Consider the following 26,315-nt stretch of genomic DNA (forward strand, 5'->3'; position numbering starts at 1 on the left):
TGAAAAGACGCCTTCGGGCGCCTTTTTTGTTTGGAAAGTCCGGTTGAACATGTTACATTAGAGATACTTTATTGGAATCGTTGGAGGAAACATGACAAAGAGAGAAGTACGTCGTCAAATCAAGGCGAAGGCTAAGGAACAATTGGCAAACAACTGGATTTATTTGGTTCTTGTGACCCTGCCAGCCGTTATTTTTGGTTGGATTGGAGACCGGGCCTTCCAGACGATTGATACAGTAGCGATTGCAAACGGCCAATTCCCATGGCTGGATGGAACGGGTAACTACTTGTCAGTCGGGGATGGTTCGGCCATGGGCATTCTGGCCTTCTTTGCCGGAACGGCGGCCACCTACTCCCTGTTGAACTTCTTCCGCACGGAAGAAAAGCAGGCCCACCCATTTTTGCAGTCCATTGAAGTGTACCGGGAAAAGGGTCTCTTCTTGGGCACGATTGGGGTTGGCCTTTTGCAGTTCATCTGGACCGTCCTATGGACCATGCTCTTCTTTGTACCGGGAATCATTAAGGGCCTTGCCTACTCGCAGGCCTTCTACGTTTACAAGGATGCCAAGGCTAATGGGGAAGCTATCCGCTTCCGTGATGCCATCACCCGTTCCCGTCAGTTGATGAACGGTCACAAGTGGGAATACTTTGTTTTGATCTTGTCCTTCTTGGGTTGGTTGATTTTGGCTAACCTGGTCTTTGGACTTGGCATGATCATCTTGTTGCCATACATGTACTTGACTTACGCCGGCTTCTACGACTATTTGAAGCAGGACCTGGCGGCTAAGCAGGCTGAAGCAGCAGCTGAATAATTAGGAAAAGGGTCTTTTAAAGTCGATTGATTTTGAAAGACTTTTTAATTGCCTTGTTTTCTTAAATAACAAGTGGTAAGCTAGAAAAAATCGAATCACACCTTTAATGCTGATCAGAGAATCACCAAGGTATGCGATTGCGGTTGACCCCTCCCGGGCGAACTGGGAGCAGTCCATCAAAAAAGATGAAGACGGACAGCTTTTTTGTGCAAGCAAAAAGCCAAGCTGTTAGCGGAAGGCCCCAATAAGATATCAAACGGTAAAGCTCTGATCGCAGATCAGGGCTTTTTTTGTCGGGTAAATGGGGGAAGAGATGGCAGTTGAAGTAGAAAACATGGTGGATTTAGCGGACTTGTCCAAGGAGGACTTGCTGGCCTTGGTCGACTTGGCTCTGGCCTATCAGGATGGTCAGGCGGTGCCGACTTTGAAGCGGGCGGTCTCGGTGGCCAACCTCTTCTTTGAAAATTCGACGCGGACGGTGACCTCCTTTCAAATGGCGGAGCAGCGCCTTGGCTTGCAGCGCTTTGACGTGAACGTCAACGGCTCCTCGGTAAAAAAGGGGGAAAGCCTGGCCGACACGGTCAAGACGGTGCAGGCCATTGGCATGGACTTGGCCGTTATTCGCCACACTCAAACCGGTTGGTACAAAGACTTGGTGCAGGATGACCGAATTCAGCTGTCCATGGTTAACGCCGGTGACGGTGCTGGGGTCCACCCTTCACAAACCCTGCTTGACCTCATGACCATCAAAAAGGCCTTCGGCCACTTTCAAGGTATTCGGGTAGCCATCGTCGGGGACCTGAGTCACTCCCGGGTGGCCAAGTCCGATGCCAAAATCTTCAAGGAACTGGGCATGGAGCTGACTTTTGCGGGGCCGAAAGCATGGTGGTCGGAGGACTTAGCCGCCTACGGAAGTTTTAAAATGGTCGACGAATTACTGCCCGAAGTCGACGTCTTCATGTGCTTGCGGGTCCAATTGGAAAGAATGCAAGCAGCCGGGGTGGCCACTTATACGGCGAGCGATTATCACGAGGCCTACGGGCTGACGAAGGAGCGGGCCAAGCACCTGAAGGATTCGGCCATCATTATGCACCCGGCTCCGGTAAACCGCGGGGTGGAAATTGATTCGGACTTGGTTGAAAGCGAGCATTCCCGGATCTTTGCCCAAATGCAAAACGGGGTTTATGCCCGGATGGCCATTTTGAGTCGAATCCTTGAAAAGCGGGGCTTAGTGGAGAAGAAATCATGAACAAAATTATTAAAAACGTTCGAATTAACGGCCATTTGTCCGCCATCGTCATCGAAGACGGGCGAATTGCTGGCGTGGGAGCTTCTGTAGCGGCCTGGCCCGGTGCCGAAATCATCGATGCCAAGGGGCTGACCGCCCTCCCCGGCCTGGTCGATGTGCACGTTCACTTTCGCGAACCGGGGCTGACCGAAAAGGAAACGATTCGAAGCGGTTCGGCAGCTGCTGCAGCCGGCGGCTTTACCACGGTCTTGGCCATGCCAAACGTGCTGCCGGTCGTGGATCAGGAGGGGCGGCTGAAAGAACAGCTGGCCTTAAACGAGGAAAAGGGCCTGGTGAAGGTTGGCCAAATCGCTGCAATCACCGAGGATTTAACGTCTAACCGGTTGACCAAGCTGGCGGAATTAAAGGCCATCGGAGCGGCCGCCTTTTCAAACGACGGACACGGCATTCAAGAGGCCCAAACGATGTTGACCGCCTTAACGGCTGTTAAAAAAGTCAACGGCCTCCTCACCGTTCACCTGGAAGACAATGGCCTGGCCAATGGCGGCGTCGTTGATCCAAAGGCAGGGGAACGCTTGGGACTAAAGGGGCTAACGGCCCTGTCCGAAAGCACGCAACTGGCTCGTGATATCGAATTGGTCCGCGCAACTCAGGCCCGCTACCACGTGGCCCACGTCTCCAGTAAACAATCGGTCGACTTGATCCGCCAGGCCAAGCTAGCCGGATTGCCAATTACGGCCGAAGTGTCACCGCACCACCTTTTCTTGGACGAATCGATGGTTCAAGCAGATGACCCCAACTACAAAATGAATCCACCCTTGCGCAGCAAGGAAGACCGCCAGGCTCTAATCGCCGGCTTGCTCGATGGCACCATCGATCTGATTGCCTCCGACCACGCTCCCCATACGGCCGACGATAAGGCCGGCTCCATGGCCGACTGCGCCTTTGGCATCGTTGGCCTGGAGACGACTTTTGCCCTGGTTTACGAACACTTCGTGGCCTCTGGCCTGGTGGACTTGGAGACGGCGGTGGCCTGGCTGAATCAAAAGCCAATCGAAGCCTTTGGCTTGCAGAATGCCGGGCAGCTACGGGCAGGGGATCCGGCCGACTTGGTTCTCATTGATGAAAAGACGACCTTCACCATTGACCCGAAAGACTTTCACTCCAAGGGGAAGAATACGCCCTTTGCCGGTCAAAAAGTCCACGGGCTGGTCGTGACGACTTTTGTAAACGGGGAAGCAGTATTTTCGAAGGATTGAGGAGGTAGGAATGGCACGTTACTTAGTTTTAGAGAACGGTTCGATTTACCAGGGCGAGGCCTTTGGTTCAGATGAGGAATTGCTGACGGAAGTGGTCTTCTCAACGGGGATGACCGGCTACCAGGAAACGATGACCGACCCGTCCTATTACGGGCAAAGCATGGTCTTCACCTATCCCTTGATTGGTAATTACGGGATTAACTTGGACGATAATGAGGCCGACCAACCGGCGGTCGATGCCATCATCGTCAAGGAACTGGCCAGGAGGCCGTCGAACTTCCGCTCCGTCATGTCCCTAGCCGAATACGCCAGTCAAAACGGCGTGGTGGGCATTCAGGGTGTCGATGCCCGGAAGCTGTCCAAGGAGATTCGACAAGAGGGGTCAATGAAGGCGGTCCTGGTCAACGACTTGGACCAAGAAAAAATTGACCGACTCTTTGCAGAAGATTACGAACAGCTCTTGGCCGCACGCAGGGCCCGCCAGCAGCAGGCGGCCGCGTCAATCAAAAAAGAGGGGGCGCAGCTGCACGTTGCCCTGATCGACTTTGGCATGAAGAACTCGATTTTAAAGGCCTTAGAAAAGCGGGGCATTGCCGTCACGCTCTTTGACGCCAAGACATCCTTTGAAAAAGTCGCAGCCGAAAAGCCAGACGGTGTCCTTTTGTCAAACGGGCCGGGGAATCCGACCGACTACGCCTTTGCCTTTCCGCTGATTCGACAGCTGCAAGAAGCCTACCCACTCTTGGGCATCTGTTTAGGGCACCAGCTCTTTGCTCTGGCCAACGGTGCTCAAACTTATAAGATGAAGTTTGGCTACCGGGGCTTCAACCATGCCGTTTGGGACATTGACCAGCAGGCCAAGCACTTCACCTCGCAAAACCACGGCTATGCGGTGGCGGCCGAATCGCTGGAAGGCACGAACTTGGAAATCACCCACGAGGAAATCAACGCCCGTTCGGTCGAAGGGGTGCGCCTAAAGAACAAAGCCGCCTTTTCCGTTCAGTTTCATCCGGACGCCTGCCCGGGCCCACACGATAGTGAGTACATCTTCGACAACTTTATCACCTTAATGCAAGGGGGAGGCCGCCATGCCAAAGCGTAAGGATTTACATAAGATTCTAGTGATCGGTTCCGGACCAATTGTGATTGGTCAAGCAGCGGAATTCGATTACTCCGGGTCCCAAGCCTGCCTGGCCTTAAAAGAAGAGGGCTACGAAGTGGTTCTGGTCAATTCGAATCCGGCGACCATCATGACCGATGAGGAAGTGGCCGACCGGGTCTACATGGAACCGCTGACCAAGGACTTTCTAACCAAGATTATTCGAAGAGAAGAGCCGGACGCCATTTTGCCAACGCTCGGTGGGCAAACCGGTTTGAACCTGGCCAAGGAGCTGGCCGATTCGAAGCTCCTGCAGGCCATGAACATTGAATTGCTGGGGACGAAGTTACAGGCCATTGAACAGGCCGAGGACCGTCAGCTTTTTAAGGACTTAATGAACGAATTGGGTGAGCCGGTGCCGGAATCAGCCATTGCCGAAAGTCTGGATGAAGTTAAAAGCATTGCCCAAAAGATTGGCTTTCCCCTGGTTGTCCGCCCGGCCTACACCCTGGGTGGTTCGGGCGGTGGCTTTGTCCACGACGAAGAGGAGCTGCAAGCGATTGCCGCCCATGGCCTGGATCTGTCACCGGTCAACCAGGTGCTGATTGAACAGTCGATTGCCGGCTTTAAGGAAATCGAGTTCGAAGTTATGCGGGATCGGGCCGACAACGCCCTGATTGTTGCCAGCATGGAAAACGTCGATCCGGTCGGGATTCACACCGGTGATTCCATTGTCGTGTCGCCGACTCAGACTTTGGCCGACCGGGAGTATCAAATGATGCGGGATTCGGCCTTGAAGATCATTCGGGCCCTGAAAATTGAGGGTGGTGTCAATATCCAGATGGCCCTGGACCCAACTTCTTTTCACTACTACATCATCGAAGTCAATCCCCGGGTTTCTCGGTCTTCGGCCTTGGCCTCCAAGGCGACGGGCTATCCAATTGCTAAGATGGCGGCCAAGATTGCAACCGGTCTGACGCTAGACGAAATTAAGAACCCGATCACCAAGACGACCTGGGCGGTCTTCGAACCGGCCTTGGATTACGTGGTGACGAAGATTCCTCGTTTCCCATTCGATAAATTCAAGACGGCTGACCGGACCCTGGGCACGCAGATGAAGGCAACGGGTGAGGTCATGGCGATTGGCCGGTCTTTTGAAGAATCCTTGCAAAAGGCCGTCCGTTCCCTGGAAGTCGACCAAAAGGACCTGCTTGGCGAGCGCCTAGACAATCGGACGGATGAAGAACTTTTGGCAGAGCTGATGCCGGCCAAAGAAGACCGACTCTTCCTCTTGACTGAGCTGATTCGGCGGGGGAAGAGCATTGAAAGCCTGCATGCCATCACCAAAATCGACCTTTTCTACCTAGACAAGTTAGCTCACATTGTTGAAATTGAGCAGGCCTTTTTGGCCAAGCCGACCGACCGGACTTTGTTGGAAAAGGCGAAAATCTACGGCTTTTCCGATGCGACTTTGGCAAAGTTTGCTGGAAAAAGTGAGGAGCAGATGCGAGCGGAACGTTTGGCTGCTGACATATGCCCCGTTTACAAGATGGTCGACACGGCCGCGGGGGAGTTCGAATCAAAGACGCCTTACTACTACGCTACTTACGAAGAGGAGAATGAGTCGGTGAAGACAAAGCGGCCATCCGTTCTGGTACTTGGTTCGGGCCCAATTCGAATTGGGCAGGGTGTCGAGTTCGACTACGCCACGGTTCACGCGGTTAAAGCCCTGCAGGCGGTTGGCTACGAAGCCATCATTCAAAACTCGAATCCGGAAACGGTCTCCACGGACTTTGCCATCTCTGACAAGCTCTACTTTGAACCGCTGACTTTAGAAGACGTGTTGAACGTTATCGATTTGGAACAGCCAATCGGGGTCTTGGTGCAATTCGGTGGCCAAACGGCCATCAACCTGGCGGAAGGCTTGGCCAAGGCCGGTGTGAAGATTCTCGGCACGGATCTGGCCATGATTGACCAGGCCGAAGACCGGGACCGCTTTAACCAAGTAATGCAGGAACTCGACCTGATTCAGGCCGAGGGGGCCTCGGCATCGACGGTCGAAGAGGCTCGAGCAGCAGCTGAAAAAATCGGCTACCCATTGTTGATTCGCCCCTCATACGTCATTGGTGGGCGGGGGATGGAAGTCCTAGACAAGCCCGCCGAACTGGAACGGTACATGACAGAAGCGGTCAAAGTCTCAAGGGACCATCCCGTCTTGCTCGATTCCTATTTGACTGGGCAAGAAGCAGAACTGGACTTGATTGCCGATGGGCAGGACGTCTTGATTCCAGGAATCATGGAGCACGTCGAGCGGGCCGGTATTCACTCCGGTGATTCCATGGCCGTCTACCCACCCCAACAGCTGTCCTTTGCCATTCAGAGCAAGATGATTTTGGCGGCCACGAAGTTGGCCCGCCATTTGAAGGTGGTTGGTTTGATGAACGTTCAGTTCGTCATCCACGAAAACGAACCCTACGTGATTGAAGTCAATCCCAGGGCTTCGCGAACGGTGCCCTTCCTGTCCAAGGTAACGAAGGTGCCGATGGCCCAGTTAGCGACTTTGGTCTCCTTGGGTCACTCCTTAAAAAGTCTGGGCTACTGCTCTGGATTAGCGCCGGAGGATCAGCAGGTGCACGTCAAGGCGCCGGTCTTCTCCTTTGAAAAGTTACCGGAAATCAACCAAACCCTGGGACCGGAAATGAAGTCCACCGGGGAGGCCATTGGCTCCGGTAATACCTATCTGGAAGCCCTGAAGAAGGCCTTCCTCTCGGCCAAGTTGCCCGACCTGCAGACGGGTAGCCGAATTTTCTTGGATCTAAATCCAAAAGAAGAAGCGCTGGCCAAAGGTGCGCTGACCGAACTGGCTCAAGCCGACTGTCATTTTTTGGCAGGTGGGCAGACGGCCGACTGGTTGAGCAAAGAAGGCTTTGTTGTTGAACGAATTGAGGGAGAAGCGGCTCTAAGGGAGTGCTTTTCTAGTCAACAAGTTGATGTGGTTGTTGATACCAATGACTTGCTGGCAGAGGAGGCCAGCGAAAAGGAGGCCCTGCGGAAGCTGGCCCGGGATGAAGGGGTGGCCATGTTAACGGCCATTGATAGCTTCTTGGCATACTGCCAAACGTTGACAATTACTGTAGAAGAAATGGAAAGCCAAGCATTAGGAGAATAAGAAGATGACGAAGAAGAATTTGACCACCCAACTCGCCCAAGTGACTTTTGACGGACCGCTCTTAAATGCCTCAGGCATTCACTGCCAGACAAAAGAAGAGTTGGCAGACCTTGCAGCAACTAGCAACCTGGCCGGAATTGTGACCAAGTCTGCGACTCTTTTGCCACGAACAGGAAACGAGAGTCCGCGCTACTACGACCTGGCCTACGGTTCCATCAATTCGATGGGGCTGCCCAACCTGGGTTACCCCTTCTACTTGGATTACGTGCAGCAGGAAACGGCCAAGCCAACCATTCTTTCGGTGGCCGGACTGTCCGCAGAGGATGTTTTGGAAGTCTTAATGGACGTTCAGGACTCGGATTATCAGGGCATCACGGAGCTGAACCTGTCTTGCCCAAACGTTCCCGGTAAGCCGCAGACGGCTTACGACTTTGTCGCGACGCGTAAGCTCCTGGAGCGGGTCTTTGCCTTCTTCACCAAGCCAATCGGCGTGAAGCTGCCCCCTTACTTCGACCTGGTTCACTTCGATCAAATTGCGGCGGTCCTAAACGACTTTCCCATTACGCACGTTAACACGGTCAACTCGGTTGGAAACGGCCTGGTCGTCGACGTGGAAAAGGAACAGGTGGTGACGAAGCCAAAGGGTGGCTTTGGCGGCCTGGGTGGTGCCATGATTTTGCCAACGGCCTTGGCCAACGTTCGGGCCCTTCGTCAGCGCCTGAACGAATCGATTGCCATTATTGGAACCGGTGGGGTAACCAGTGGGGCCGATGTCTTCGCCCACATTCTCTGCGGCGCCGACATGGTTTCGGTCGGTACTCAGGTGATTAAGGAAGGCCTTGGTGTCTACGACCGCCTAACGGAAGAGTTGCAGGCCATTATGGCTGAAAAGGGCTACGAAAGTCTGTCGGATTTTCGTGGACAGCTGCGTGAACTGTGAAAGGAAGCATGATGAATCGACCATTAATGGTAGCTTTTGACCTGGCCAATCAGCAGGCGGCCATGGAATTGGCCAAGGCGCTTGGCCCAGACGGCCGTGGCAAGACGGTCAAAGTCGGCATGGAACTTTACTACAAAGAGGGGGCCCGGATTTTACAAAAACTCCAGGAACAGGGCTACGCCATTTTCTTGGATCTGAAACTCTACGACATCCCGCACACGGTTGAGAAGGCCATGCTGCAGCTGGCCCGCCTGGGTGTCGACTACGTGACGGTCCACGCCATGGGTGGCCAAGAAATGCTTCAAGCAGCCAAGCGGGGCTTGGCTGCTGGCGCTGCCGAAAGTGGCCTGCCCGCACCAAAGCTCTTGGCCATTACTGAACTAACTTCGGCTTCAGAAGAAGTCGTTTCCAAGGAGCAAAACTGCCGCCTTTCCTTAGAGGAGCAGGTCCTTTCCCTGGCTCAGTTGGCCAAGGATAGCGGCTGTGATGGCGTGGTTTGCTCGGCCTTGGAAGTTGAAGATTTAAGGCGGGTTTTAGGGGATGACTTTTTCTACCTGGTACCCGGCATTCGCATGTCAGATGATCAGGTTGGCGACCAGGTTCGGGTGGCCACGCCAGCAATGGCGCACAAGGCCGGGGCTTCGGCCATTGTGGTTGGACGCCCAATCAATCAGAGTGCCCAACCAAAAAGGGCCTACGAACGGTATTTAGCAGACTGGCAAGACAGCTTGAAAGAAAATTAAGGGGGCGTTTTGATGACAATTGCAAAGACGATTATCGACCAGTTGATTGAGGAAAAGATTGTTCAATTTAAGGAAGAGGGCTTCTTTACCTTCGCCTCGGGCATTCATTCGCCCATCTACACGGACTTGCGACAGACGATTTCCTATCCAAAGACCCGGCGTTTGATTACTGAAGCACTGGCGGATTTGGTTAAGACAGCCTATCCGAAGACCACGGTGATTGCCGGCGTGGCCACGGCTGGCATTCCCCAGGCCGCCCTGGTGGCCGAAGCACTCGACCTGCCAATGGTCTACGTCCGCTCCAAGCCAAAGGACCACGGGACAAAGAGCCAGATTGAAGGGGTCTTAAACGAAAGCGATCAGGTACTCTTGATTGACGACTTGATTTCCACCGGTGGGTCGGTTTTAAAAGCCGCCAAGGCGGTTTCGCAAGCCGGCTACCAGGTGACTGGGGTGCTGAGCATCTTCTCCTACGGCTTTCCGGATGCTAACCAGAACTTTGCGGCGGCCGGGCTGACTTTTAAGCCCATCGTGACCTATTCGACGTTGCTGGCCGAATACCGTGACAAAGTCGGCTTGTCGGATGAAAAGACGGCGTCTTATGCTTCTTGGCACGCCGATCCCTGGCATTGGAAGGGCTGAGAAATTGGTCTAGAGAAATCGGCTGACTTTCTCTGGAAACTTCTTGACATCAATAGGGGCAATCAGTAATATATATTAGGGCTCACATTTAATGTGAATACGTTTATAGCTCCCAAGCATTTGCTTGGGAGTTTTTCTATTTTATATAAAGCGGTTGACCGAAACCCATCGGGATGAGATCGTGAGCAAGGCAGAGCTACAGGAGGCATTATGGCTAAGAAACAAACCAAGTACATCTTCGTGACCGGTGGGGTCGTTTCCTCACTTGGAAAGGGGATTGTGGCGGCATCTTTGGGACGCTTGTTGAAGAACCGTGGACTGAAGTTGGCCATCCAAAAGTTGGATCCATACATTAACGTCGATCCAGGAACGATGTCACCATACCAGCACGGTGAAACTTACGTGACTGGTGATGGCTTGGAAACCGACTTGGACATGGGGCACTATGAGCGCTTCATGGACATCAACACCAACATGTACTCAAACGTCACGACGGGTCGAATCTATTCCGAAGTTTTGGCTAAGGAACGGCGTGGGGACTACAACGGGGCAACCGTTCAGGTCATTCCACACATTACCAACGCCATCAAGGACAAGATTGTCAAAGCCGGTGAATCAACGGATGCCGACGTCGTGATCGTCGAAGTTGGTGGAACGGTTGGCGACATCGAATCACTGCCATTCATCGAAGCCTTGCGTCAGATGAAGTCCGACTTTGGTAACGAAAACGTCTTCTACATTCACACGTCATTGATTGTTTACCTCCGTGCTGCAGGGGAAGCAAAGACAAAGCCAACCCAGCACTCAGTAACGCAGTTGCGTTCACTTGGAATCCAACCAGACATGTTGGTCTTGCGTACGGAAAAGCCATTGACTGAAGGTTTGGTTAACAAGTTGGCCACCTTTACCGACGTCGATCCAAAGGCCGTTGTCGAATCACGAGACGTGGAAACTTTGTACGAAATTCCTTTGAACTTGCAAGCCCAGCACATGGATGACGTGGTCTTGGACAAGTTGCAGTTGAAGGCACCCGAAGCCGACATGAAGGAATGGGCCGAAATGGTCGAACGGATCAAGCATCCAAAGAAGTCCATCAAGGTTGCTGTTGTTGGAAAGTACACGGACCTGCCCGATGCCTACATTTCCGTTAACGAATCATTGAAGCACGGTGGTTACAGCGAAAACACGGATGTGCACATTGACCACATCAACTCCGAAACGGTGGATGCCGATAACGTTGAAAAGCTCTTGAAGGGCTACGACGGTATCATGGTTCCCGGTGGCTTTGGTGCCCGTGGTACCGAAGGAAAGATTCAGGCCATCAAGTATGCCCGTGAAAACAACATTCCTTTCCTTGGGGTATGTTTGGGTATGCAGTTGGCTTCCGTTGAATTCGCCCGCGATGTCTTGGGCTACAAGGATGCCAACTCAATCGAGTTGAACCCGGACACCAAGCACCCGGTCATCTCTTTGATGAACGAACAAAACGAAGTGACGGACCTTGGTGGAACGCAACGCCTTGGCTTCTACCCAACCTGCCTCTTGGAAGGATCAAAGACGGCCGAAGCCTATGGCAACAAGCCAGAAGTTGAAGAACGTCACCGTCACCGTTACGAATTCAACACGGAATACCGCAAGCAATTCGAAGAAAACGGCATGCTCTTCTCCGCAACGTCACCCGATGACAAGTTGATGGAAGTAATCGAGTATCCAAAGAACGACTTTTTCATTGCCGCACAGTACCACCCAGAATTCATCTCTCGTCCAAACAAGCCGGAAGGCTTGTACCACAGCTTTATCAAGGCTGCCATTAAGCAAGACGAGAAGAACTAAGGCGCTTTAAGCTAACAATTCTTCACCAAAAGACCGCTCAACAGGCGGTCTTTTTGCTACTAAAAGGATATAATGGACCTATGCTAGCAAAGACTTCTAAACATATTGAAGACAAACTGTCTCTTTTACCAGCCGAACCCGGGTCCTATCAAATGAAGGACTACACCGGTAAAATCATCTACGTCGGCAAGGCCAAGAACCTGAAGAACCGCGTGCGCTCCTACTTTAAGCAGGACCACGAGGGGAAGACGGCGGAATTAGTGGCCAACATTGTTGACTTTGACTTTATCGTGACCAACTCGGATAAAGAGGCCTTTTTGCTCGAAAACGAGCTAATCAAAAAGTACAAGCCCTACTACAACATCCGCCTGAAGTACGGGACCGGTTATCCCTATATCAAAGTCACCCAGGAACGCAACCCCAGACTGGCCCTCGTGTCCGAAGTGAAAAAGGACGGGGCCTTCTACTTCGGTCCCTATCCAAACGTTTTTGCCGCCCAAGAAACCCTGCATTTCTTGGAAAAGAACTATCCTCTGCGTCGCTGTAAGGGGCGGCAGGGGCGGCCCTGCCTTTACTATTCAATGGGCCAGTGCCTGGGGGCCTGCTTCAAGACCGTGCCGATGGCCGAATACGACGCCCAGGTTGACCGCATTAAGCGTTTCTTGTCCGGCGATACCAAAGTCGTCAAGAAGCGCTTGGCAAAGGAGATGGACGAGGCAGCCGAAAAGATGGAGTTCGAACGGGCGGCCGACCTCCGTGACCAGCTGAAGTACATCGATGAAACGGTGGAAAGTCAGCGGGTGCTTTCAAAGGATTCGACGCCCCGTGACCTCTTCAACTATCACATGGACAAGGGTTGGATGACCGTTTCGGTCTTCTTCTTGCGTCAGGCCCGCTTGATTCGACAGTCCAAGCAGACTTTTGCGGTGGTGTCAGACGGTGTTGATGAATTAACGACCTTTATTCAGCAGTTTTACCTGCAAAAAAACATTCAAAAGCCAAAGGAGGTGTTGGTGCCGAAGGTGATTGACACCGAGCTCCTGGCTGAGGGCTTAGATCTGCCCGTTCGAACGCCGGTTCGAGGTGAAAAGAAGGACCTGCTAGACCTGGCTGAAAAGAACGCCCGGATTGCCCTGGAAGAAAAGTTCCGCCTGATGGAGCTAAACGAGCAAAAGACCACCCAGGCCATGAAGGAAGTGACCGATGCCCTGGGCATTTCCATGGGCCATCGGATCGAAGCCTTCGACCACTCGCACACCCAGGGGGATGAGATTGTTTCGGCCATGGTCGTCTTTGAAGACGGCCGTCCCAACAAGGACCTCTACCGAAAGTACAAGATTCGTTCGGTCCATCAGGCCGACGAATGGGCGGAAACCCAAGAGGTTATCCGCCGTCGCTACTCTCGTCTGTTAAAGGAACACGAGGATATGCCCGATTTGATTCTGATGGATGGGGGACTGGCTCAGCTGCACGCAGCCAAGGAAGTCTTAGAAGACGAATTAGGTTTGGATATCCCCATTGCGGCCATGGTCAAAAACGACAAGCACAAGACGGCCGACTTGATTTCGGGCAAGACCGAAGAAATCGTGCCACTCGACCACCATTCGCAGGGCTTCTTCCTAGTCCAGCGAGTGCAAGACGAAGTGCACCGTTTCGTCATCACCTTCCACCGCAAGTCCCGCTCGAAAAAGTCCCTGGCTTCAAGGCTGGACGCCATTTCCGGTGTCGGCCCAAAGACCAGGCAGAAGTTGCTTAGCAATTTTGGTTCCTTAGCCAAGATTGAAGCAGCCTCGCCCGAAGAGCTTCAGGCCCTCGGCCTGTCGAAAAAGACGGCCCAGTTAGTGCACTGGTCGCTATCGCAGTCGAAGGTGGAGAAGTGAGAATTAATCGTAAAGTCAGCAAGCAAGTGCTTGCTGACTTTTTTGTTTTGAAGATGAATATCCGGAATAAATGAGAATATTATTAGAAAAAAACTAGACTTGGTTGAAGGGCTCTGGCTATAATGGAGTAACTCATAAAAGGAGAGAGTGGGTATGAAGAATGACAAAGGGGGAAGTGCCCTTTTATCCGTCCGCGACTTGACGAAAAAATATCAGGAGAAACCGGTGTTAAAGGGCCTGTCCTTTGACCTGGTCCCCGGTCAAATCATTTCCTTCATCGGACCAAACGGGGCAGGGAAGATGACCCTGCTCAAGATCCTTTCGGGCTACTTAACGGCCGATAGTGGGCAGGTATTGGTGGGTGGCCAAGATCAAACCAATCACTTGGAAGTCTTAAATCAAGCGGTCAGTGTGGTCTTTGGTGGCAGTAATGGTTTCTATAAAAACGCAACGGTGGAAGAAAACCTCTTTTTCTTTGCGACTTTGATGGGGATTCCGGGTAAAGAACGGCGTAAACGAGTTGAAAAGGTATTGAGCCAAGTGACCCTAGAAGAAAAGCGGAAAGAGAAGGTGTCCGCCCTTTCGATGGGCTTGCTGCAGCGCTTGCACATCGCCCGTGGCCTATTGAAGGAGAGTTCTCTTTTGCTGCTAGACGAACCGACCAACGCGGTCGATGCAGAAACGGCTGCCCGCCTACGAGAACTAATTGCAGACATTGCCAAGAGTGGTCGAGCGATTGTGCTGACCAGCCACATTTTGCAAGAAGTCAGTAATCTAGCCGACGAGATTCACTTGCTTTATGACGGACGGGTCCAGTTCTCCGGAACCGTCGAAGAAATGGCTCAGGCTTCCGGTGTCCGACAAATTGATCGGCCGGCGACTTTGGAAGAATCCTACTTGGCCTTCATGAAGCGGTTAGGGGGTTAGCATGACCTTTTTCAAAATGTATGCCTTTCACCTCAGGCGTTATGGAAGCCAGTCTTACTTTTTCTTTTTGGTGCTCACAAGCACGGTCGGCCTGCTCTTGCTTCGCTACCTGGTCCAGTACGCGACTGGTTCGTTGTTGACTGGACAAGATGTCATGACGGCCGCCTTCTTTGGCATGTGGAACAGCGCCGTGACCGCCGCCGGCATCCTGCACTTTCAACGGTCCCAGGGCGTTCTGGTCTACTTGGTCAACGCCTCGAAAAACGCGTGGCAAGCACTGGCTGCTCTGGTTTCTTCCTCAGCGACCTTTGGCTTGATTGCCTTACCAATTGCTATTCTGACGACTTTTGTATTGAACGGGGGTAGCTGGCCGGCAATTAGTAGCCAATCAATTGCTCTGCTCTTTTTCTTTTGGCTGTCGGCTTTGCCAATTACTTACGTTCTGGCTTCGCTCTTTTTGCTCAGTCAAAACGCCTTTGTCTACGAAAGCCTCTTTGTCACCCCGCTTTTAATCCTCTCTGGCCTCTTTGGCCAAAACCTTCTTCAGGGGTCCATTCTTGGCAAAGTCGCCCCCTTAATTCCCGTTCGTTGGCCCATTCAACTCCTGAAGAACGGGAACGGCTGGTCCTTTAGCGGCTTTTTGTTCTGGTTCATCGTCATGATCTTCTGGCTAGGCCAGCCTTGCCCTTCGAACCGTTTTGAAACGGATTCGGGTGACCGGCGAACTGGAGGTGCCCTAAATGTTGGTTAAAACATTAGCGAAGAATCTGTCGATTTTCTCCAATTGGCAGACCATCCTGGTGACTTTTTTGTTAGAGCCCTTCTTTACCGTGCTTTTCTATACCTTGCTGACGAATCAACGAATTCTGGGGGATGGCCTCTGGCCTTACCTGTCGTTAATGATGATGATTCAAAGCATTGTGGTCATGGCCCAGCTATTGGTGAAAGCCCGGGACAATGGCCTCTTAAAGGAAGTTTTTGGCACTGTTTTTGCTCTCCGGCTCTTCCTTTTAACCGCCATTCAAATTACCTTCTTGATTGCTGCTGGTCAGGGAGTCGTCTTATACCTGCTCTTTTCACTGACCGGACAATTCATCGGCCTGTCGTTTTCCTTGCTTTGCTGGCTAGTTCTTTCGCTTTGCTTTGCCATCCTTTTTGGCTTGCTAGTGAGCTTGCCTTTTTTAAGAGGGGAGAATCCATTCTTTGGCAGTAACCTCTTGGTCGCCTGCCTACCGATTGTTTCGGCAACCCTGGCTCCCATTAGTCACTACCCCGACTGGTTGGCCTGGCTGAGTCGACTCCTGCCCTTTTGGCTCTTGCAGGCCGGATTGGAAGGCTCGACCGCGGAAATGGCCTGGCTTGGCCTCTATGGGCTGCTATTGTTGGCGCTCCTTTTTGTGCTCTTGAAAAAACAGCTCAACAGGGACTAGCTTTCAAATCAAGTCCCGGACTTTCTAAGGTATTTTGATGGGTTCTGGGATTCCTTTTTCATCCAAGTAAAAAAGCGTATAATTATCCCTATATCAGGCCTTTGGTGCTAGGAAAGCAGTCTGTTCTGTGATAAACTTAAATGTCTGTAGCACGATTGGATAAAAAGGAGAGGGACCGGTTCATGGCATTCGTCGATCAAGCACAAGTAGAATTAAAAGCCGGCAAGGGTGGCGATGGGATCGTCTCCTTCCGTCACGAAAAGTTTGTTGCCATGGGTGGTCCCTTTGGTGGGGATGGTGGCCATGGTGGCTCCATCATTTTGAAAGTCGATGAAGGTCTTCGGACTCTGATGGACTTTCGTTACAACCGCCACTTCAAGGCACAATCCGGTGGTAAGGGTGGTACAAAGGGGATGACCGGGGCTTCGGCCGAAGACCGCGTCATCAAAGTCCCTCAGGGAACCATCATCACCGACGTTGATACCGGTGAAGTCCTGGGCGACCTTGTCCACGAAGGGCAAACCCTCTTGGTAGCCCGTGGTGGTCGCGGTGGCCGTGGCAACATTCACTTTGCCACACCGGCTAACCCAGCCCCCGAATTATCCGAAAACGGGGAACCAGGTCAGGTCCGTAACATCAAGTTGGAACTGCGCGTTCTGGCTGACGTTGGCCTGGTTGGCTTCCCGTCAGCTGGTAAGTCGACTTTGCTTTCCGTTGTCTCAAACGCCAAGCCAAAGATTGCCGCCTACCACTTTACGACCATCGATCCAAACATCGGCATGGTTCGTTTGAAGGATGACCGTGACTTTGTCATGGCCGATTTGCCTGGTTTGATTGAGGGTGCTTCCGAAGGCGTTGGTCTTGGTTTCCAGTTCCTTCGCCACGTCGAACGGACGCGGGTTATCTTGCACTTGGTTGACATGTCCGGAATCGAAGGACAGGACCCCTACACGCAGTACCGCAAGATTTTGACCGAGTTGGAGCAGTACGATCCAACCATTTTAGAACGACCACAAATCGTGGTTGGAACCAAGATGGACATGCCGGATTCTGAGGAAAACTACCAGGAATTCGTCAAGCAGGTCAAGGAAGATTCCGGTCTCAAGGTCGAGCCTGAAATCATGGCCATCTCCGCCATCACCCACGATGGGGTCGATAAGCTCTTGCGGGCAACGGCCGACATGCTCGATAAGGCACCGGTTCCAGCTGCCTACAAGGTTGAAGAAGAGACCGAGGGCGAAGCCAAGCTTTACAAGTATGAAGAGAAGAAGGTTAACCTGTCGGTTGACTGGGATGCTGAGCTTGATTGCTGGATGATTTCTGGACCAGAAGTTGAAAAGCTGGCGGCCATGACCAACTTGCAGCGTGAAGCAACAGTCATGCGTTTTGCCCGTCAGATGCGCCACATGGGCGTTGACGACAAGCTCCGTGAAGCCGGCGCCAAGGATGGCGACGACGTCCGGATTAACAATACAAACTTTGTCTTTGAATATTCTGATTAAGAAAAAACCTGGGCGACCAGGTTTTTTTATTGGAAAAGTCGCTTCGGCCTTTTTATGACAACGGCCTTGACTGCTATAATAAAGAAAAGTAAACAGCGGATATTGCTGTGGAGAATGACATGATTTTACCCGAACTTGAACAAGAATTTACGAAACATTTTGAGCAAAAAACGCCCATTCAAGAGGCCCTTTTCGAACCACTTTCAGAGGGGCAGTCGCTTTTTGGCTTGGCCCCAACTGGCTCAGGAAAGACCCTGGCCTTTGCCCTGCCTCTGCTCTCCCGTTTGGATTTGGCTAAGAAGGGCCACCAGCTCTTGATTTTGGCGCCGTCACAGGAATTGGGCGCGCAGTTAGCCCAGGTGATTCGGCCCTATGCTGCCCTGATTGGTGTCAAAGTCGCCGCTCTGATTGGCGGCGCCAACGGGAAGCGCCAGGCGGAAAAGCTGAAGAAGGATAAGCCGGCCGTCGTTGTCGGCACGCTCGGCCGTATCCAAACGATGATTGACGGCAAGGCCTTGAAGACCAACCACTTTTCCATGCTGGTGGTTGATGAGGCTGACGCGACTTTGACGGAGGAACACGCAGCAGAGTTGGAAAAACTCGCTGAAAACCTGCCCAATTTGCAGCAAGTTTCCCTCTTTTCAGCCACATCCGGTGTCGATTTGGCCTGGGTGGCTCGTCTCTTTGGCCAGAGCGTCAAGCCGGTTTCGGTTGGCCAGCGCTCGCCTGAAACAATCGACCACACCTTCCTCCACGTTGACGGCCGTTCCAGCCACAAGGTCTTGATTGAATTAGCCCGCCGGCACGTTCAGGCCCTGGTTTTCTTTAACTCGATTAATGCCCTGGTGGCTGCTCAAGCGGCCTTGCGGCACGAGCACGCTTCGGTCATGTCCGTTGGAAACAATGAAAAGTCCCACTTGAAGCGAGCGGATGCCCTAAAGGCCTTCAAGAAGGGTGACTTGGATTTGCTCTTGGCAACCGATGTGGCCGGCCGTGGGTTGGATATCACGGGGCTGCCATTGGTGGTCAACGCCCAGTTACCACGCAATCTGACGACCTACCTACACCGTTCCGGTCGTACCGGCCGTGCCGGACAAAAGGGTCAGGTGTTGACTCTTGGAAACGACCACGACATTCGCATGCTCAAACAGTATTTGCCAGAAGAACTGGACTTAGTGAAGTTCTCCTGGGCTTCGGTTGCCGATAAAAAGGGCAAAAAGGCTGAATCCGTCTCAGAAGTATCTGAGGAAGAGGACAGTCGACCAGCCGCTGTATCGGTATCTTCCACCCGTAAGGGCCAGGCAAAGAAGGCAAGCCAGGGGGCTGATGCTTCCGTTAAAAAAGCCGGTCAGGGCTTTGCTGCTAAAAAGGCAGCCTTGAAAAGGCAGGAAGACCCCAAGACTTTGAAAAAGGCCAAGCAAAAGCACCAGGCCCGTAAAAAGAAGAACAAGGGAAAGCCAAAGTGGGCGGAGAAGCGTGAATCGAAATAAGTAGTTTTATTTGATTGATTAAAAGCTCGCCATTGGCGAGCTTTTTTTCTTTGCTATTATATAGAAATGGGGGGATTTAGCGGCATTTTTTAACATTAAATCTAGTGGCGACCTCTGCCCGTAATACGGGCGGGAAATCTGCAAAGCCCTATTGTAAAAGGGTTTAGCTCCCCTATACTGAAAGACAGCTACAAAATAAACGAAGCGGAGTACATTTATGAAAAATATATTTGGAACGCAGTTAGTCTTATTACGTCAAAAGAAAAAGTTGTCGCAGGAAGGACTTGCTAAGAAATTATTTGTTTCTCGTCAATCTATTTCTAAATGGGAAAATGGCGAAGTCGAACCAGGAATTGATAAGCTGATTTTGCTAGCTGAGATCTTTGCCGTTGATTTGGACTATCTTTTAGTAGGAAAAAGTCAATCACGGGAAGTTTTATTAGAAAGTAAACATTTGTCCAAAAGTTTCGATTCACCCGTTTTGAAGGACATTAATTTATCGATTCATAGTCACGAAAGAATTGCCTTGCTAGGTAGTAATGGTTCTGGAAAGTCGACCCTAGTGAATCTGATTGTCGGTTTGTCGAAGCCAGATGCTGGTGAGATTATTCGACATTACAACCCCAAAAACGATTTGTCTATCATGCCGCAAGATAACTTGTTAGTTAATACTTATCGTGTGAACGAACAGGTCGCGTTATCAGCACAGATTCAGCGAGTCACTGATAGAGAATTAATCAATCAAAAAATTCGTCAATTTAATCTGGAATCTCAGTTAAAAACAGCGGTTGGAAAACTTTCTGGTGGGCAAAAACGACGCCTTTGTTTATTAATCGCCATGCTTCGTCCAGTTAAATTATTGATACTAGACGAACCGACTGTTGGAATGGACTTGGAATCGATTGATGATTTTTGGGATTCATTTGAGCATGTGACAGGTAGTGTACTGACCATAACACATGACTTTAATCAAATTGACCAATACTTTACCCGTGTTTTGCTACTGAAAGATGGGGTTATCGCGGCAGATGAATTAGTGGCCAATATTCATTCGAATAATCAGACAATTGAACAGTGGTATCGACGTGAAAACCAAAAGGGGGAACGAGCATGATTAAGTATTTGGAAGTGAAAAACACTTTTCGCAATAAACGCTTTATCCTTTTTACGGTACTTTTTCCTGCTTTTTGGTACCTTTTAATGTTGAACATTGGTAAGGAGATGAGCTTTTTGGGCGAAAACGTCCAGTATTTGTTCTTTTTTACAGCTGCAGTAATCGGCATTGCTGGTAATTCAGTAGTGACCTTCTCGAAAAAGATTTGTGATACAAAAAAGTATTATCGCTTGCAAAGTCACGTTTCTCATTATGATTTAAAATCATGGTTATCGGATCAATTAGTCGTTCAATTTGTGTTAAACGCGATGATTTGCTTCGTCTTACTGCTGATTGGAACGGCTTATCAGGAGATTCCCTGGACGAAAAGCTTCTTCGTGTTGTTAATTCTCATCATGATTCTCGGACTTTATTTGACTGTTATTGGGTTCTTTGTTGGCCTTATTCTTGATGGACAAACGATTTCAGCACTGGCGATGCCTTTGAGTATGGGAGCCTCCCTTTTAATTGCCCCATGGGGTTCCTTTTTTCCTGGTCATAACTGGCTTTTAGATCTTTACGGAGCAATCCAAAAAGTCTTTCCTGGTTATTATGTTTACGAGATTGTCGAACGAATGCAAACGCAACAAGAACTGTATTTGCAGATTAGCCTCTTTATTATTACGACTTTATTGGTTCTCGTGCCAATTATCTTCTATTCGTTAAGAAGTCGATATTTTCATCAGAAGTAGGGGGTGGAACAATGAATCTACATGATGAAATTAAGAAAAACTATGAAAATGGTCTTTATAATCGAGACTATTCTTATCATTCGAGTTTTTCTAACGAAGCGAAAAATGAAACATCTGACTTTGTATTGGGTCAAAAACGTTTTGAAGAAGATAAGCAGAGGGGTCGTGTTCATCATTGGTTTAGTCGCCCGATTTTAAAATTTATGAACCGGCTGACAAAGGGGCGTTTAACAGAGATTCTCGATTTTATTGATGGCTATCAGTCGAAAAAATAAAACAAAAAAGCAGGCATTGTTCTCTACGAACAATGCCTGCTTTTTTTATGCATGGTTTTTCTTGGTTAGGAAGTAGAATGGCACCGCAACGATCAAAGCACCCAAGCCCCAGAGCAAGTTTGTCAGCGAAACGTGGCTAAGTAGCCAAAGAGAAGCTAACAAGGCCAGAATTGGGATAACCGGACCGCCAGGTAAGCGGAAGGCTCCGGCGTCTTGTTGCCTTTTTTTACGGAAGACCAAAACGGCCAAAATGGTTGGGATGAACTGGGCAAAGCGGGAAACGGCGGAAATCTGCGCTAAAACCGCAAAGGAACCAGAGCAGGCCACGATCATTGAGATCGTCGATGACGTGATGATGGCCGCGTAAGGGGCGTTTTTCTTGTTCTTCTTGGTTAAGTACTGGGGCATCATCTTGTTTTCGGCCAGGGCCAAACCAGACCGTGGTGAAACAAAGGAAGAGGCCAGACAGATACCACCAATGGACACAATGGTTCCAAAGGAAATCAGGTTAGCGCCGAAGTTGCCGGCAACCGCTTGCATGGTGTCCTTTAAAGGAACGGTGGAGCTAGCCAAGCGGTCCCCGAGAACCCCAATCGACGTGACCATGACCAGGATGTAGACCACCACAACGGTCCCAAGGGAAATCAAGAGAGCCTTGGGCAGGTTCTTTTGGACGTTCTCCATTTCGCCGGCGGTGATAACCACCCGTTCAAAGCCGGAAAAGATGTAAAAGAGCGTGACGGCTGCCGTGGCAAAGTTGGGCACGGTTGTCAGCTTTTGAACGAAGAAGGGGTCAAAGTGGACCGGTTTGATGAAAAAGAGACCGACTAAGATCACGAGAAAGATGGGCACCAGCTTTCCAACGGTGACGATGTTTTGCATGACCGTTGCTAAATGAACACCGGAAATGTTTAAGGCCATCAGGGCCAAATACAAGGAGAGGATGATGACGACTTTGGCAGTCGGGTTGGCCAGGTTGGGGAAGATACCACCGAGGGCCGTGGCAAAGGCAGTGTACATGGTTCCTTCCGCAATGATCCAAATGGCCCAGGTGACAAAGCCGACCTCGTAGCCGACAAAGCGGCCAAAGGCCTCGCGGGCGTAAACATAGGCACCACCGGACTCCTTAAAGTAGGAAGCACATTCGGCAAAGCACATGGCGATGAAAAAGGCCAGGCAGCCGTCGAAGAGCAGGACCAGGATGCTGGCCGGCCCAAAGAGCTTCATGCCGGTTGAAGGAAGCAGAAAGATACCGGAACCGATAATGGCGTTAATGCCAAAGAGAATCAGACTGATAAAGCCCATCTTCTGTGTTGTACTGCTGTTTTTACCCATGGTTGTTTGCCCTTATAGTGGAAGGTTTCATTGTTTTTTATCTTTACAAAAGTCGCCTGAAACAGGCGCTGATACGCCTATTAATGATAAGTGACATTCTTTTTACTGTCAATGAAAGTGGCTAGTTTTAAAGGGAATTTAAGTCAATTTAACAAAGAATGAGAGCAAAAATGAATGGCTTCCTCGCACTTTTTTTCTGTTGAAAGTCCAGCTTGAAGTGCCAGTTGTGGCTAGAAATTGTGGTAAAATTAAGCTTTAGGAAATCATTTATTTGAAGGGTTCATCTGCAATCTTCATGGATTGTTTTTGGGACTATTCGAGTGAAAAAGATGGAGGAAGAGAAATGCCTGAACTCCCGGAAGTAGAAACGGTTCGCCGCGGCCTGACAAACTTGGTCGAAGGGGCCAAAATCAAAAGGGTCGATGTGCCTTATCCAAAGGTGGTGACGTCGGACTTGAAGCTTTTTCAAAAGGATTTGACCGGTGCGACCATCGACCGGATTGATCGCCGGGGCAAGTACCTGCTCTTCCGTTTGTCCAATGATCAAACCATGGTTTCCCACCTTCGCATGGAAGGGCAGTACTCGGTTGAACCCGAAGGGGCCGCGCTTCACAAGCACACCGAAGTCGCCTTCCACCTGGTAGACGACCGGCAGCTCTTTTACAACGACACCCGCCGCTTTGGTCGAATGACGCTAGTGCCAACGGGAAAAGAGCTACACGATGTCTCTGGTCTAAAGGACCTGGGACCGGAACCAACCGAGGACGCTTTGACTCTGGATTATATGAAGGAAATCTTTCATAAGAGTCACCGGGTCGTGAAGACTTTCCTCCTGGACCAGTCAAACATTGCCGGCCTAGGAAACATTTACGCCGACGAGGTCCTCTGGATGACACGGATTCATCCGGAAACGACGACCGATAAAATTTCGACCCGAAAACTCGGCGAACTGCGCGAAAACATCATTAAGGAAATCAGCCGGGCGACCGAACATCATGGCACGACGGTCCATTCCTTCTCCAACATCTTTGGTGAAACCGGGCACTTCCAAAACGAACTGCAGGTTTATGGCCGGGCAAAGTTACCCTGCCTGCGCTGTGGAACGACTTTGCGCAAAATCAAAGTCGGCCAACGGGGCACGACGTTTTGCCCCAAGTGCCAAATTAAAAAATAAGTGTGAATTGAAAGTAGTATGACAGAATTTGTGGCCATTTCCCGCCGGCGCGTGAAGCTGACGGCTAAAAAACAATTAAAAGAACAGTACAAAAACAGCTTAAAGGCCACCTGGCCATTGATTATCAGCCAAGTCTTAAAGAGCGTCCTTTTTTGGGGTTCCGTCTACCTTCTTCTTTCCGGCTACGTGCTTGCACCAAAGGACGCTTCTGCTAACTGGTATTTGTCAAAGACCTTTTTTGGCGCTCTCTTCTTATTGTTGACCTGGTCTGCTAAGTGGGCGATCGTCGACTTTTTTCAAAAGCCAACGGTCAAGCGCGGCTATGCGGTGGCCTTGCAAGGCTTTGCCCCTAAGCGTTTTGGAGAAGCCTTTCTCCTGGCCTTCGTGCAGAAAATTCAACTCTTCTTCTGGTCCTTTCTCTTCTTTCCAGCCATCGTCAAAGTCTTTTCCTACTCGCAGACCTACTACGCTTACAAGATGGACCTGCTCTTTGACCGCAAGCAGGGCTCTTTGACCGATTATGTCACGATTTCACGACGGGTGATGACCGGACGAAAACGAGAACTTTTTCTCCTGGAACTGTCCTTTATCGGCTGGCGCCTGCTGAGTCTTTTGACCCTCGGCTTAGCCGATTTCTTTGTCACCCCCTACCTGAACACCTGCCGAGTGGTATACTCGACCCAGGTTTTTGCCCAAGCGATTGAAGGAGTTCGTTCATGAAAGTCATTGCCATTACCGGTGGCATCGCCTCCGGAAAATCAGCGGTTACCGATCAAATTCGGCAGGCCGGCTACAAGGTGGTTGACGCGGATCTGGTTTCGAGACAGGTTGTCGAACCAGGGACCCACACCCTAGAAGAAATCAAGGAAACCTTTGGTCAAGAAATCGTCCAAAACGGGGTTTTGAACCGTAAGGTCCTCGGTGAAAAAGTCTTCACCAACCCAGCCCTTTTAAAGGAGCTGACTAAAATTACCAGTCCAGAAATTCAATCGACCATTCGGGACCAGTTGGCCTTTTTCAAGATGAAGGGCGAGGCCGTGGTCTTCTGTGCCATCCCCCTTTTTTATGAGCAAAAGTACGACCAAACGGGCTGGTTTGACCAGGTCGTTGTGGTGGCAGCGACAGAGCGGCAGCAGTTGGAACGACTCATGGCCCGCGACCACCTAGATGAATGGGCGGCCCAGTCGCGCATCAAGGCCCAGCTGCCAATCCAAGAAAAGGTGGCCAAGGCCGACGTCGTGATTGAAAACGAGGGCACGGCAGAAGAACTTGAACAAAAGGTGAGCGACTATCTGTCAACAGTGGAGGTCAGCCATGATTGAGCAAAGAAACGAGGACTTTCAAGCGGCCAGTGCATTGGTCATTGATCAGGCGGTCCCTGTGGCGGCTTCCGACCTAGTCCGGCTCTTTAACCTTTACCTGCCTTTTTTGGGACCCAAGGGCTACGCCCTCTACCAGTTCCTTCTTGAAGAGAAAGGGGCGGCCTTGCCAGGCGAGCCGGCGACTTTTTCAAACCATTACTTGTTGCTTGACACGCTCTCCTTATCCGCACCGGACTTTGTTCGCGCCAGGCGGGCACTGGAGGGGGTCGGTTTATTAAAGCACTACAGTGGCTGGCAAAACGGTCAACCGGCCGTGCGCTACTTGCTGCAGGCACCCCTGTCTGCGGCCGACTTTTTCAAAGAAGACCTGCTGTCCGGCCTGCTCTTTCACTACGTGGGGGAGAGTCGCTACCTGACTTTGGCCAAGCGCTACGCGGCTGAACAGGGGCAGCCGTTGCAAAACGAGTCCGATCAGTCGGCTTCCTTTTTATCCGTCTTCGACCTGCCGGATACGACCTTGAAGCCAAAGCTTTCAATTGCTCAGACGAAGCAGGACCAAATCGCCTTGAAGACCGACTTGGACAAGGTCGCCTTTGACTTTGCTGGCATGGCCTCGCTCGTGCACGGCACGACGAAAGACAAGTTGGAAAAGGCCCGGGAACTGATTTTGACCGAGCAGGTCTTGTACGGTTTGAACGAGGCCGAAATGGCCACGGCCGTGACTCGCTCAATTAACTTGGACGACCACGAGCTGAACAAGGGAAACTTTTTAGCCTACCTGGCTTCGACTTGGTCTTCCAAGCAGCGAAAGGAACAGCTGGTTGATCAGGGGGCTGGTCAGGGATCCGCTCCGGTGGTTCAGAAAGCCAGCCAGGACAGTGGCCAAACAACCGCTGCAAAGCCAGCAAAAAAGACTGGCAACAAGGCCTTGGACGCGCTTTATCAAGCGGCCAACGACCTGTCGCCAGTCGACTTTATCGGGCAGATTAAGGAACAAAACGCCGGCTATGTCACCAACAGTGAGCGGCAGATTTTAAAGAACCTGCTGGACCAGCGTGTGCTACCGGTGCCGGCGATTAACATCCTGACCTACCAGGTGCTGGTGAACATGGATCAGGCCGATTTGAAGCGAAATCTGGTCGATGCCATCGCCAATTCCTGGGCCAAGGCCGGGGTGAAAACGGCAGAAGAGGCCGTGGCCGCCATTAAGGCCCATCAAAACCGCAGTCAGCAGGCCAAGAAGCCGGCTGCCAAAAACTGGCAGCGCAGCAGTTTTAATAAGCAGGAGCCGGCCTTTGCCTCCAATGAAACGGCAGCCAAGCAACCGGTTGATGAGGCGGCAATCAAAGAGGCCCTGGACTTGATGAAGAACTATAAAACGAAGGATTAA

General features: G+C 51.1%; 23 protein-coding genes. 22 read left to right on the plus strand and 1 reads right to left on the minus strand.

The features are described from left to right. Positions 1 to 91: 91 nt before the first annotated feature. The 18 genes from G6R28_RS00285 (at position 92) to G6R28_RS00370 (ending at position 21,094) form a co-directional block, all read left to right on the plus strand. Positions 92 to 811: a DUF975 family protein gene (locus G6R28_RS00285; protein WP_213792251.1), complete on the plus strand. Its 720-nt coding sequence runs from the start codon at positions 92 to 94 to the stop codon at positions 809 to 811. 313 nt (positions 812 to 1,124) lie between these two features. Then, complete coding sequence (locus tag G6R28_RS00290; protein ID WP_213792252.1) at positions 1,125 to 2,060, plus strand: aspartate carbamoyltransferase catalytic subunit; 936 nt, start codon at positions 1,125 to 1,127, stop codon at positions 2,058 to 2,060. Then, positions 2,057 to 3,319, plus strand: a complete 1,263-nt coding sequence (locus G6R28_RS00295; RefSeq protein WP_213792253.1) for a dihydroorotase — start codon at positions 2,057 to 2,059, stop codon at positions 3,317 to 3,319. Before G6R28_RS00290 ends, G6R28_RS00295 begins: the two co-directional genes overlap by 4 nt. Positions 3,320 to 3,329: 10 nt before the next feature. Beyond that, on the plus strand, positions 3,330 to 4,421 hold the full coding sequence (locus tag G6R28_RS00300) for a carbamoyl phosphate synthase small subunit (RefSeq protein ID WP_213792254.1): 1,092 nt from the start codon (positions 3,330 to 3,332) through the stop codon (positions 4,419 to 4,421). Then, positions 4,408 to 7,587, plus strand: a complete 3,180-nt coding sequence (gene carB / locus G6R28_RS00305) for a carbamoyl-phosphate synthase large subunit (RefSeq protein ID WP_213792255.1) — start codon at positions 4,408 to 4,410, stop codon at positions 7,585 to 7,587. Before G6R28_RS00300 ends, carB begins: the two co-directional genes overlap by 14 nt. A gap of 4 nt (positions 7,588 to 7,591) precedes the next feature. Next, positions 7,592 to 8,527: a dihydroorotate oxidase gene (locus G6R28_RS00310; RefSeq protein WP_213792256.1), complete on the plus strand. Its 936-nt coding sequence runs from the start codon at positions 7,592 to 7,594 to the stop codon at positions 8,525 to 8,527. Between the two features lie 11 nt (positions 8,528 to 8,538). Beyond that, positions 8,539 to 9,270, plus strand: a complete 732-nt coding sequence (gene pyrF, locus G6R28_RS00315; protein ID WP_213792257.1) for an orotidine-5'-phosphate decarboxylase — start codon at positions 8,539 to 8,541, stop codon at positions 9,268 to 9,270. A gap of 12 nt (positions 9,271 to 9,282) precedes the next feature. Next, a complete protein-coding gene (pyrE, locus tag G6R28_RS00320; RefSeq protein WP_213792258.1) occupies positions 9,283 to 9,912 on the plus strand; it encodes an orotate phosphoribosyltransferase in 630 nt (209 codons plus the stop codon). Positions 9,913 to 10,122: 210 nt separating this feature from the next. After that, positions 10,123 to 11,745 carry a CTP synthase gene (locus G6R28_RS00325; RefSeq protein WP_213792259.1) on the plus strand — a complete coding sequence of 541 codons (1,623 nt, stop codon included), beginning with the start codon at positions 10,123 to 10,125 and terminating at the stop codon, positions 11,743 to 11,745. A gap of 80 nt (positions 11,746 to 11,825) precedes the next feature. Then, positions 11,826 to 13,625, plus strand: coding sequence for an excinuclease ABC subunit UvrC (gene uvrC, locus G6R28_RS00330; RefSeq protein ID WP_213792260.1), 1,800 nt, complete (start codon positions 11,826 to 11,828; stop codon positions 13,623 to 13,625). A gap of 153 nt (positions 13,626 to 13,778) precedes the next feature. After that, a complete protein-coding gene (locus G6R28_RS00335) occupies positions 13,779 to 14,552 on the plus strand; it encodes an ABC transporter ATP-binding protein (protein WP_213792261.1) in 774 nt (257 codons plus the stop codon). Position 14,553: 1 nt separating this feature from the next. Beyond that, positions 14,554 to 15,303 carry a hypothetical protein gene (locus G6R28_RS00340; protein WP_213792262.1) on the plus strand — a complete coding sequence of 250 codons (750 nt, stop codon included), beginning with the start codon at positions 14,554 to 14,556 and terminating at the stop codon, positions 15,301 to 15,303. Then, the gene (locus G6R28_RS00345; RefSeq protein ID WP_213792263.1) at positions 15,293 to 15,982 is read left to right on the plus strand and encodes a hypothetical protein; all 690 of its coding nucleotides are present in this window, start codon (positions 15,293 to 15,295) and stop codon (positions 15,980 to 15,982) included. The genes G6R28_RS00340 and G6R28_RS00345 overlap by 11 nt, the downstream gene beginning before the upstream one ends. A gap of 182 nt (positions 15,983 to 16,164) precedes the next feature. After that, positions 16,165 to 17,484: a GTPase ObgE gene (obgE, locus tag G6R28_RS00350; protein WP_213792264.1), complete on the plus strand. Its 1,320-nt coding sequence runs from the start codon at positions 16,165 to 16,167 to the stop codon at positions 17,482 to 17,484. Positions 17,485 to 17,603: 119 nt separating this feature from the next. After that, positions 17,604 to 18,974 carry a DEAD/DEAH box helicase gene (locus G6R28_RS00355; protein WP_213792265.1) on the plus strand — a complete coding sequence of 457 codons (1,371 nt, stop codon included), beginning with the start codon at positions 17,604 to 17,606 and terminating at the stop codon, positions 18,972 to 18,974. Between the two features lie 217 nt (positions 18,975 to 19,191). Then, complete coding sequence (locus G6R28_RS00360) at positions 19,192 to 20,088, plus strand: XRE family transcriptional regulator (RefSeq protein ID WP_213792266.1); 897 nt, start codon at positions 19,192 to 19,194, stop codon at positions 20,086 to 20,088. After that, positions 20,085 to 20,819 (plus strand): multidrug ABC transporter permease, encoded by a 735-nt coding sequence (locus G6R28_RS00365; RefSeq protein WP_213792267.1) that lies wholly within the window; start codon positions 20,085 to 20,087, stop codon positions 20,817 to 20,819. The genes G6R28_RS00360 and G6R28_RS00365 overlap by 4 nt, the downstream gene beginning before the upstream one ends. A gap of 11 nt (positions 20,820 to 20,830) precedes the next feature. Further along, the gene (locus G6R28_RS00370; RefSeq protein ID WP_213792268.1) at positions 20,831 to 21,094 is read left to right on the plus strand and encodes a hypothetical protein; all 264 of its coding nucleotides are present in this window, start codon (positions 20,831 to 20,833) and stop codon (positions 21,092 to 21,094) included. A 45-nt stretch (positions 21,095 to 21,139) separates the two neighbouring features. Here the strand turns inward: G6R28_RS00370 and G6R28_RS00375 are convergent, their stop codons facing one another. After that, the gene (locus tag G6R28_RS00375) at positions 21,140 to 22,429 is read right to left on the minus strand and encodes an APC family permease (protein ID WP_213792269.1); all 1,290 of its coding nucleotides are present in this window, start codon (positions 22,427 to 22,429) and stop codon (positions 21,140 to 21,142) included. 343 nt (positions 22,430 to 22,772) lie between these two features. On the opposite strand from G6R28_RS00375, the gene mutM reads away from it, so the two are divergent. Genes mutM through G6R28_RS00395 form a run of 4 tightly spaced genes read left to right on the plus strand, consistent with a single transcriptional unit; the run spans position 22,773 to position 26,315 of the window. Continuing rightward, the gene (mutM, locus tag G6R28_RS00380; protein WP_213792270.1) at positions 22,773 to 23,603 is read left to right on the plus strand and encodes a bifunctional DNA-formamidopyrimidine glycosylase/DNA-(apurinic or apyrimidinic site) lyase; all 831 of its coding nucleotides are present in this window, start codon (positions 22,773 to 22,775) and stop codon (positions 23,601 to 23,603) included. Between the two features lie 18 nt (positions 23,604 to 23,621). Further along, positions 23,622 to 24,323 carry a DUF975 family protein gene (locus G6R28_RS00385; protein WP_213792271.1) on the plus strand — a complete coding sequence of 234 codons (702 nt, stop codon included), beginning with the start codon at positions 23,622 to 23,624 and terminating at the stop codon, positions 24,321 to 24,323. Then, on the plus strand, positions 24,320 to 24,925 hold the full coding sequence (gene coaE, locus G6R28_RS00390; RefSeq protein WP_213792272.1) for a dephospho-CoA kinase: 606 nt from the start codon (positions 24,320 to 24,322) through the stop codon (positions 24,923 to 24,925). The genes G6R28_RS00385 and coaE overlap by 4 nt, the downstream gene beginning before the upstream one ends. After that, positions 24,918 to 26,315 carry a DnaD domain protein gene (locus G6R28_RS00395; RefSeq protein ID WP_213792273.1) on the plus strand — a complete coding sequence of 466 codons (1,398 nt, stop codon included), beginning with the start codon at positions 24,918 to 24,920 and terminating at the stop codon, positions 26,313 to 26,315. The genes coaE and G6R28_RS00395 overlap by 8 nt, the downstream gene beginning before the upstream one ends.

Source organism: Fructobacillus papyrifericola (genome assembly GCF_018437235.1).
Classification (GTDB): domain Bacteria; phylum Bacillota; class Bacilli; order Lactobacillales; family Lactobacillaceae; genus Fructobacillus; species Fructobacillus papyrifericola.